The sequence below is a fragment of the Dyella sp. ASV21 genome (genome assembly GCF_016428975.1).
Classification (GTDB): Bacteria; Pseudomonadota; Gammaproteobacteria; order Xanthomonadales; family Rhodanobacteraceae; genus Dyella.
Window position 1 is genome coordinate 1 of the sequence record NZ_JAELTT010000104.1, and the last position, 9,228, is coordinate 9,228.

General features: G+C 65.9%; 6 protein-coding genes and 1 pseudogene. 3 read left to right on the forward strand and 4 right to left on the reverse strand.

Annotated elements, in window-relative coordinates; genetic code table 11:
- Positions 1 to 185: 185 nt before the first annotated feature.
- Positions 186 to 425, reverse strand: a complete 240-nt coding sequence (locus tag JHD67_RS20080) for a glutaredoxin family protein (protein WP_199100945.1) — start codon at positions 423 to 425, stop codon at positions 186 to 188.
- A gap of 199 nt (positions 426 to 624) precedes the next feature.
- On the opposite strand from JHD67_RS20080, the gene JHD67_RS20085 reads away from it, so the two are divergent.
- The 3 genes from JHD67_RS20085 to JHD67_RS20095 all read left to right on the forward strand — a co-directional run bounded on the left by JHD67_RS20085 (position 625) and on the right by JHD67_RS20095 (position 6,266).
- Complete coding sequence (locus tag JHD67_RS20085; protein ID WP_199100946.1) at positions 625 to 2,796, forward strand: TonB-dependent siderophore receptor; 2,172 nt, start codon at positions 625 to 627, stop codon at positions 2,794 to 2,796.
- Between the two features lie 178 nt (positions 2,797 to 2,974).
- On the forward strand, positions 2,975 to 4,357 hold the full coding sequence (locus tag JHD67_RS20090; RefSeq protein ID WP_199100947.1) for an L-serine ammonia-lyase: 1,383 nt from the start codon (positions 2,975 to 2,977) through the stop codon (positions 4,355 to 4,357).
- 301 nt (positions 4,358 to 4,658) lie between these two features.
- The gene (locus JHD67_RS20095) at positions 4,659 to 6,266 is read left to right on the forward strand and encodes an APC family permease (protein WP_199100948.1); all 1,608 of its coding nucleotides are present in this window, start codon (positions 4,659 to 4,661) and stop codon (positions 6,264 to 6,266) included.
- Positions 6,267 to 6,335: 69 nt separating this feature from the next.
- Here the strand turns inward: JHD67_RS20095 and JHD67_RS20100 are convergent, their stop codons facing one another.
- From JHD67_RS20100 to JHD67_RS20110, 3 genes and pseudogenes are all read right to left on the reverse strand, one after another.
- Positions 6,336 to 7,424 (reverse strand): homoserine dehydrogenase, encoded by a 1,089-nt coding sequence (locus tag JHD67_RS20100; protein WP_199100949.1) that lies wholly within the window; start codon positions 7,422 to 7,424, stop codon positions 6,336 to 6,338.
- Entirely contained in the window at positions 7,421 to 8,629 is a 1,209-nt protein-coding gene (gene metB, locus JHD67_RS20105; protein WP_199100950.1) for a cystathionine gamma-synthase, read from the reverse strand. The genes JHD67_RS20100 and metB overlap by 4 nt, the downstream gene beginning before the upstream one ends.
- Positions 8,630 to 8,666: 37 nt before the next feature.
- Positions 8,667 to 9,228 (reverse strand): annotated as a pseudogene (locus tag JHD67_RS20110) (alpha/beta hydrolase); the annotation flags it as partial.

Sequence of the window (9,228 nt, forward strand, 5' to 3'; positions counted from 1 at the left end):
GGCAAAGCTGATATCGGACTGTTGGGGCATGAGCAGCCTTCCGCGCGACCGTGACGAAGCGCCAAACTGTGCGCGGTCGTGCGGTTGGACGTCTGCCGGATCAATCCCGGCGCAAGGTCATCGTTGGATGTGATCGCGTGGGCGGGAGCGGATGCCAGGCACACGTGCAGGTTGCAAACAGGCGCCTAGCGTTCCGTAGCGATGAACCGGCACACGGCATCGGCGTCGAACGGCCAGTCCAGTTCGCGCCCATCGTGGCGATCCTGCAGCACTGGCACGCGCGTGCCGTAGCGCGCCTCCAGCCCGGGATCGTCGTCCACCCAATGGCTGTCGAAATCCGGCGCACGCGCCTGGGCCATGACGGCCAGCGCCTGGTCGCACAGGTGGCAGTAATCGCGTTGATAGAGCACGAATCGGGTCGGCATAGCCGCGCGACGATACCGGACGCCCGCCCAGCCGGCGAGCATGGCGACAAGACGCCGCGCGAGGTCCCCCACGCTGGGGACTGGTCAATGCAAATGATAATAACTATCATTTGAGTGTCGGGCTCGCCGCCGCTCCCGCCCACGCCGTGCGTCGCGCGGCCATCCACTCTCATCCGTTAACCGAACCAAGGCTCCCGCGATGCCTACTGCTGCCGCGTGCGCGCAACCGCGCCTCGCCCTCCGTCACCTCACTGCGGCCCTTTGCCTGGCGCTGGCCGTGCCTGCACTCCACGCCGAAGACCAGCCGCCGGCCAGCGACACCACCAAGCAGGTGAAGAACCTGGAGGGCGTGCAGGCCACCGCCACCGTGGTGAGCGATGGCAACGCCTACACCACGCACGCCACCGATAGCGCTACGCGCATGTCGCTCTCCCTGCGCGAAACGCCCCAATCGATGAGCGTGGTGACGCGCCAGCAGATGAACGACTTCGGCCTGAACAACATCAACGCCGTGCTGGACAACACCACCGGCGTCAACGTCGAACGCGTGGAAACCGACCGCACTTACTACAGTGCGCGCGGCTTCGATGTCACCAACTTCCTGGTCGATGGCATCGGCCTGCCGTTCGCCAATGGCCAACAGGAAGGCGACCTGGACACCGCGTTGTACGAGCGCGTGGACGTGCTGCGCGGCGCCAATGGGTTGCTCTCCTTCACCGGCAACCCGTCGGCCACCATCAACTTTGTGCGCAAGCGCCCCACCGCCGACTATCAAGGCAGCGTGGGCGTGACCGTGGGCAGTTGGGACAACCGTCGCCTGGATGTGGATCTGTCCGGCCCGCTGAATGCCTCCCATAGCGTGCGCGGCCGGCTGATCGCCGCCGACCAGGACACCGACAGCTATCTGGACCGCTACAACCTGCGCAAGCAAGTGTTGGGCGGCATCGTCGAGGCCGACCTCGGCAGCAGCACCCTGCTCAGCGCGGGCATCACCTACCAGAAGAACAAGACCCACGGCGGCATGTGGGGCGCGCTGCCGCTGTACAACACCGACGGCACACCCACCGATTACAGCCGCGACACCAGCACGTCGACCGATTGGTCGCGCTGGAACGTGGCCGATACGCGCAGCTTCGTCGAACTCACGCAGGAGCTGGGCAACGACTGGAAGCTCAAGGGCGTACTCAACTACCGCCGCATCGCCGAGAACAGCAACCTGTTCTATGTCTACGGCACACCGAATGCGCAGACCGGGCTGGGCCTCTATGCCTATCCGTCGGCCTACACCAGCGGCGAGAAGCAATACGTGGCCGATGTATACGCCACCGGCCCGTTCCAGCTCGGCGGTCGTCGCCATGAACTGGTACTGGGTGCCAATTGGGCCAAGGACGACGTACACCAGCTGTCCAGCTACGGCCAGGGCATCGGCACGCCGCTGCCATCGTTCAACGACTGGACGGGCGACTACCCGGAGCCGCCGTATGGCGCATCCTACGGCAACGGCGATTTCCACACCAAGCGCCAGACACTCTACGCCACCGCGCGCTGGAGCCTGGCCGACCCACTCACCTTGATTACCGGCGCCAGCCTGGTGCACATCGAGCAAACGGGTGCGAACTACGGCGTGCCCAGCAACTACGACAAGACGCAGACCACGCCATTCGTCGGCGCGGTGTACGACCTGTCGAATAACTACTCGCTGTATGCGAGCTACGCCAAATTGTTCAACCCGCAGACGCTGACGGATGTGAACAACAAAGTGCTCGATCCGGTGACGGGCGCGAACCTGGAGGCGGGCATCAAGGGCGCCTGGTACGACAACCGTCTCAATGCGTCTTTCGCGCTATTCCGCTCCCGCCAGGATGGCCTGGCCGAATACGCCGGCCACAACCTGGCCACCAATCAGGATTACTACGCCGGCATCGATGCCATCGCCAAGGGCTACGAGTTCGATGTGAGCGGCCAGCTCACGGACAACTGGCAGTTGAGCGGCGGCTACACCCAGCTCGGCCTGGTCGATCCCAACGGCCACAACGTACGCACCTATGTGCCGCGCCGCATGTTCCGCCTGGCCACCAGCTATCGTTTCGACGCGCTGCCGGGCCTGAAGGTGGGCGGCACGCTGCGCTGGCAGGACACGATCTATCGCGACCAGGGCGCGGTCGCCACCGATGGCAGCGAGATATTCACTCGGCAGGCGTCGTATGCCGTGGTGGGCCTGATGGCCGGCTACGACATCGGCCCGCACTGGAGCACCACCTTCAACATCGACAACGTGACCAATCGCAAATACATCAACAGCCTGTACTGGGCGCAAGGTTTCTATTCCGCGCCGCGCAGCTACATGGTGAACGTGCGCTACACGTTCTGAGCAAGCCCTGATGGGACCGCCCTTCCCGCGAAGGCGGGAACGGCAGCCACACGCCGGGCTGCTACGCCGCACGCGGCTCCATACGCACGCGCACCGTAGCTATCGCTGCGGCGCGGCAACCAATGGCGCACGCCCTGCGTAGAATAGGCGGTCTTCCCCGCCCACTCTGTGTACCTCCATGGCTGTCAGCGTATTTGACCTGTTCAAGATCGGCATCGGCCCGTCTTCCTCGCACACCGTTGGCCCGATGCGCGCTGCCGCACGTTTCGCCGAGCGCTGGCTGGAAGAAAAAGGCGTACTCGATCGCGTCGTGCGTGTACGCGCCGAACTGTACGGTTCACTTGCCATGACGGGGCGCGGCCACGGCACCGACAAGGCGGTGTTGCTGGGCTTTGAGGGCGCCCACCCGGATACGGTCGACCCCGACCATATTCCCGAGACGCTGGAGCGCATCCGCGGCACGCATCGCCTGCGCGTGCTCGGCAAGCACGAGATCGAGTTCGAGGAAAAGCGCGACCTGGTATTCAACAAGCGCCAGAAGCTGCCGTTCCACACCAATGGCATGCGCTTCTCCGCCTACGACGCCGAAGGCCACGAACTGGCCACGCGCGATTACTACTCGGTGGGCGGTGGCTTCGTGGTGAACCACGACGAGGCGGCCGAAGACCGCATCGTGGCCGACACCACCGACTTGCCGTATGCCTTCTCCAGCGGCGACGAGCTACTGGAGCTGTGCCATAAGCACCATCTCACCATCGCCCAATTGATGATGGAAAACGAAAAGGTCTGGCGCAGCGAGGAAGAAACCCGCGCCGGCCTGCTCACCATCTGGAAGGCCATGCAGGATTGCGTCAACCGCGGCTTGCGCTCCCCGGGCGTGTTGCCGGGCGGCCTCAAGGTGACCCGTCGCGCGCCGCAGATGGCCGATGACCTGCGTTCGCAGCCGGAAGCCGCGCTGAAAGACCCGCTGACCATCCTGGACTGGGTCAATCTTTACGCGCTCGCCGTGAACGAAGAGAACGCCGCCGGCGGACGCGTGGTGACCGCGCCGACCAACGGCGCGGCCGGCATCGTGCCGGCGGTGCTGCACTACTACTACCGCTTCTGCCCCAAGTCGGACGAAAGCGGCATCGTCGACTTCCTGCTTACCGCGGGCGCCATCGGCATCCTCTACAAGGAGAACGCCTCCATCTCCGGCGCCGAAGTGGGCTGCCAGGGCGAAGTGGGCGTGGCCTGCTCGATGGCGGCCGGCGGCCTCACCGCCGCGCTGGGTGGCAACGTGCTACAGGTGGAGAACGCCGCCGAGATCGGCATGGAGCACAACCTGGGCCTCACCTGCGACCCCATCGGCGGCTTGGTGCAGATTCCCTGCATCGAGCGCAACGCCATGGCGTCGGTCAAGGCGATCAACGCCAGCCGCATGGCGCTCAAGAGCGACGGCAAGCACCGCGTGTCGCTGGACAAGGTGATTGCCACCATGCGCGACACGGGTCGCGACATGAAGGACAAGTACAAGGAAACCTCGCGTGGCGGCCTGGCCGTCAACGTGATCGAGTGCTGATGCAAGCTCCTGCCCCTGCTGGCGAGGCAAGCACGGCATCTGCAACGGGCGCGGCACCGGCCGCGCTCGGCGCAAAACGGTAAGGCGTGGAAGGGGGCGAGCGTGCCCCGGGGGCCACGGCGCCACCGGCAAGATATCGCTGGAATCTACACATTCCAAAAGCAATTCAATTACCTGCCAGTTGTGGACCGACACGTTCCATGACTCCCGGCGGGCTGACAGCGCCTTGACCGGTCTGTCATCATCCGGGCCTTGTGTCGCCCGGGTGGCGGCTCGTCGAACCACTGACCTGGGGACCTCAATGTCTCAATCTCCCATCCGACGCGATGTCGGCCCCTTCGCCCTCATGCTTACCGGCCTGGGCTCGATCATCGGTTCCGGCTGGCTGTTTGGCGCCTGGAAAGCCGCCGGCCTGGCTGGCCCCGGCGCCATCTGGGCCTGGGTGCTCGGCGCCGCGATCATCATGACCATCGCGCTCACCTACGCCGAGTTGGGCGCCATGTTCCCGGAGTCGGGCGGCATGGTGCGCTACAGCCACTACTCGCACGGTTCGCTGGTCGGCTTTATCGGCGCCTGGGCCAACTGGATCGCCATCGTCTCGGTGATTCCGGTGGAAGCGGAAGCCTCCGTGCAGTACATGGCCTCGTGGCCGTGGCAATGGGCGCAAGATCTCTTCATGCACATGCCCGATGGCCACGGTGAGCTGACGCCACCGGGCCTGGCCATCGCCGCGGTGCTGGTCATCATCTACTTCCTGCTGAATTTCTGGAGCGTGAAGCTGTTCGCCCGCTCCAATACCGCCATTACCGTGTTCAAGCTGGTGGTGCCGGCCGCAACCGGCCTGGCGCTGATCGCCAGCGGCTTCCACAGCGAGAACCTCTCGGTGGGCATCCACGGCGACACGCACGCGATCGACTTCGCCGCCGTGCTCACCGCCGTGGCGACCGCGGGCATCGTGTTCAGCTTCAACGGCTTCCAGAGCCCGGTGAACCTGGCCGGCGAAGCGCGCAACCCGGGTAAGAGCATTCCGTTCGCGGTCATCGGCTCGATCCTGCTGGCCACGGTGGTCTACGTGATCCTGCAGATTGCCTACCTCGGCGCCGTGCCGCCGGACATGCTGGCCAAGGCGGGCTGGCACGGTATCGATTTCCGTTCGCCGTTCGCCGAGTTGGCGATCATCGTGAACCTGCATTGGCTGGCGATGCTGCTGTACGTGGATGCCTTCATCAGCCCCAGCGGCACCGGCATGACCTACACCGCCACCACCGCCCGCATGATCTACGGCATGGAGCGCAACGGCACCATGCCCAAGATCCTGGGCCGCGTTCACCCCAAGTGGGGCGTGCCGCGTCCGGCCATGTGGCTCAACCTAGTGGTGTCGTTCCTGTTCCTGTTCTTCTTCCGCGGCTGGGGCACGCTGGCGGCGGTGATCTCGGTGGCGACCATCATTTCGTACCTCACCGGCCCGGTGAGCGCGATGACCTTGCGCCGCACCGCACCCAACATGCATCGCCCGCTGCGCATCAAGGGCCTGCCGATCCTGGCGGGCGTGGCCTTCATCATGGCCACGGAGTTGCTGTACTGGGCGACCTGGCCGCTCACCGGCGAAATCATTCTGCTGATGGTGGTGGCCTTGCCGGTGTACCTGTACTACCAGGCCAAGAGCGGCTGGCAGGATTTCGGCAAGCAGCTCAAGGGCGCCTGGTGGCTGATCGTCTACCTGCCCTCCATCGCGGCCATTTCCTGGGCCGGCAGCGACCAGTTCCACGGCAAGAACTACCTGCCGTACGGGATCGACCTGGTAGTGGTGGCCGCGGTGGCGCTGGTGTTCTACGTGTGGGGCGTGAAGTCCGGCTGGCGCACGCCGGCGGTGGAAGAAGCAGAAGCCAACCCGCACGCGCACGACTGAGCAAACCGGTAAGTCCATAAAAAACGCGCGGCCTGAGCCGCGCGTTTTTTTATGCTTACCCGATCCGGCTTAGTGCTGCGTCAACGCCAGCACGTCACCCAGCAGGGCCTGAGCGGTGACTTCCGGGCCGGCGCCCGGGCCTTGGATCACCAGGGGCTGGGTGTTGTAGCGGGTGGTGCTGAGCGCGAACTGGTTGTCCGTGCCATACAGGCGCGTGGCGGGATGGTTGGCGGGCACTTCCACCAGCCCCACGCGCGCGCGGCCACGCTGATTGAGGCGTGCGAGAAAGCGCAGCGCTCCGCCGCGCGCCTGGGCCTCGGCGTGGCGACGCGCCAGCGGTTCGTCCAGTTCTTCCAGGCGAGCCAGGAAGGTATCCAGATCCACCTCGCGCAGGCTTTCCGGCACCAGGCTCTCCACTTCCACTTCGTCCGGACGCAGGGCGAAGCCGGCGCAACGGGCGAGGATAAGCAGCTTGCGTGCGACGTCCTGACCGGAGAGATCCGCGCGCGGATCGGGCTCGGTATAGCCCAGTTCGCGCGCGCGACGCAGCAAGGCGGAGAACGGCTGGCTGCCGTCGTACTGATTGAACAGATAGGACAGCGAACCGGAAAACACGCCTTCCAGCGTCAACAGCGCATCGCCGCAATGACGCAAACGACGCAGCGTGGAAATCACCGGCAGACCCGCGCCCACCGTGGCCGAATCGCCGTAGCGGCCCCCTTTGGCCAACGCAGCCTGCAGGCTGCGCCAACCCGGCAGTTCACCACCGGCCAAGGACTTGTTGGCGGTGACTACGTGATAGCCACGGGCTAGCCAGTCGGCATGACGCGCCGCCAGTTCGCCACAGGCGGTGGCATCGACGATCACCTTCACACCGGCCTCGTTGGCGTCCAACGCCGCCAGCAAGGCGGCATCGTTACGCGCTTCGCCATGGCTCTTGAGCTTATCGCGCAACGCGCGGTCCGCGAGTTGGTCGGACAGGGTCTGCTGGCGACGCGAATTGGCCGCGCCGACGAGACGAATGGAGGCCGCCGCCGGTGTGTTGAGCAGCTTGAGGAACGCCCCGCCCACCACGCCCGTGCCCAGCAACACGATGGCGACAGCGGACGACGCCGGTTTCACGGGCTCGGTCGACGGTTGCGCCAGCACCGCGCTCATGCGAGCACCCGACGTTTGCCGCTTGATACCGCCTCAGCGCGAGCGAGCGCGGCGTCCACGTCGCGCAGCAAGTCGTCGCCATCCTCGATACCTACCGAAAGGCGCAGCAGGCTATCGGCAATACCGGCGGCGTGGCGCGCCTCCGGCGCCATCGAGGCATGCGTCATGGACGCGGGATGCGCCACCAGACTTTCCACGCCACCCAGCGACTCAGCCAGCGAGAAGTAGCGCAAACCGTCCACGAAGGCTTCGATATGCGACACCTCGCCTTCCAGCTCAAAGCTCAGCATGGCGCCGAAACCCAGCTGCTGGCGCGCCGCCAGCGTGTGGCCGACATGACTTTCCAGGCCCGGGTAATACACCTTGCGCACAGCCGCATGGCCGTCCAGACGTTCGGCGATACGCACCGCATTCTCCTGGTGCTGACGCAGGCGCACGCTCAGCGTACGCAGGCCGCGCAAGGTGAGGAAGCTGTCGAACGGTGCGCCGGTGAGGCCATTGCAATTGCCCCACCACTTGAGCTGCTCGGCCACGGCCGCGTCGCGCGCCACCACCGCGCCACCCACTACATCGCTATGGCCGTTGATGTACTTGGTGGTGGAATGCACCACCACGTCCGCCCCCAGGGTCAACGGCTGCTGCAACGCAGGGGATAGGAAGGTGTTATCCACCACCACCAGGGCACCGGCGGCGTGCGCGGCCTGCGCCACATGGCGGATGTCGGTGATACGCAGCAGCGGATTGGAGGGCGTTTCCACCCATACCAGCGAAGGCTTGAGCGCCAAGCCCTCAGCCAACGTGTGGCTGTTGGTGAGATCCACGAACTTGACCTGGAAGCGGCCCTTCTTGGCCCAGGCATCGAGCAGGCGCCAGGTGCCGCCATAGCAGTCGTGCGCGGCCAATACCAGCGAGCCGGCCGGCACCAGCTCCAGCGCCAGCGCCACCGCCGCCATGCCGCTGGCGGTCACCACCGCACCCGCGCCCTGCTCCAGCTCGGCCAGCGCATCGCCCAGCAGATCGCGCGTGGGGTTGCCGCTGCGCGAGTAGTCGTACTGGCGCTTGCCGCCGAGGCCATCAAAAGCGTAGTTGGTGGACAAATGCAGCGCCGGCACCACGGCGCCATGCTGGGTATCCGATTCGATGCCGGCGCGCACCGCGCGGGTACTCAAACTCGACGGGGTACAGGGGGCGGGGGTATCGCTCATGGTGAATCTCCGTGCGTGATGCGTCGTGTCAGGGGGTTCAAGCACCGGCCAGCGCTTCGCGCAGCAGCGGCGCGAGGCGGTCGGTTTCCTTGAGAAAGGCGTCGTGGCCGTAGGCCGACTCGACCACTTCCAGCGTGGCCGGGCCATGCAGGCGGCGCTGCAGTTCGCACAGGTCGGCCAGCGGCACCAAGCGGTCGGAAGGGAAGCCGATCAAGGTGGCGGGCGCGGCGACCTGCTCGGGCGTCACGTCATGCAGGTCGATGGATTCGGACAGCGCCAGGAAGCGCTCCACGTCGAAGCGCTCGACGAAGCGGCGCCCGGCGTGCTCCAGATAGTCCTCCACCGGAAAGTGGAAGCGGCCGTCGCGGAACTCCGGCGCAGCCTGAAAGCGGCGGGCGAACTCCTCGCTGCCACGATAGGTGGTCATGGCCAGCTGGCGAGCCAGCGCCAGCGCCTGCTCGGGCTGGCCGCTGTCCAGGCCCAGGCGCACGATGCCACGCTGCACCGAGCGCTGCGCCGTGGCCAGCGGATGCGGGCGATGAGCACCGGCCAGCAGCACCAGCCGGCCCAGCGCATAGGGGTGACGCGCCGCAAAGGCG

Excerpts from the sequence above, each read along its gene's own strand:
- JHD67_RS20080 (WP_199100945.1), bottom strand. The coding sequence starts at position 425 with ATGCCGACCCGATTCGTGCTCTATCAACGCGATTACTGCCACCTGTGC.
- JHD67_RS20085 (WP_199100946.1), top strand. The coding sequence starts at position 625 with ATGCCTACTGCTGCCGCGTGCGCGCAACCGCGCCTCGCCCTCCGTCAC.
- JHD67_RS20090 (WP_199100947.1), top strand. The coding sequence starts at position 2,975 with ATGGCTGTCAGCGTATTTGACCTGTTCAAGATCGGCATCGGCCCGTCT.
- JHD67_RS20095 (WP_199100948.1), top strand. The coding sequence starts at position 4,659 with ATGTCTCAATCTCCCATCCGACGCGATGTCGGCCCCTTCGCCCTCATG.
- JHD67_RS20100 (WP_199100949.1), bottom strand. The coding sequence starts at position 7,424 with ATGAGCGCGGTGCTGGCGCAACCGTCGACCGAGCCCGTGAAACCGGCG.
- metB (WP_199100950.1), bottom strand. The coding sequence starts at position 8,629 with ATGAGCGATACCCCCGCCCCCTGTACCCCGTCGAGTTTGAGTACCCGC.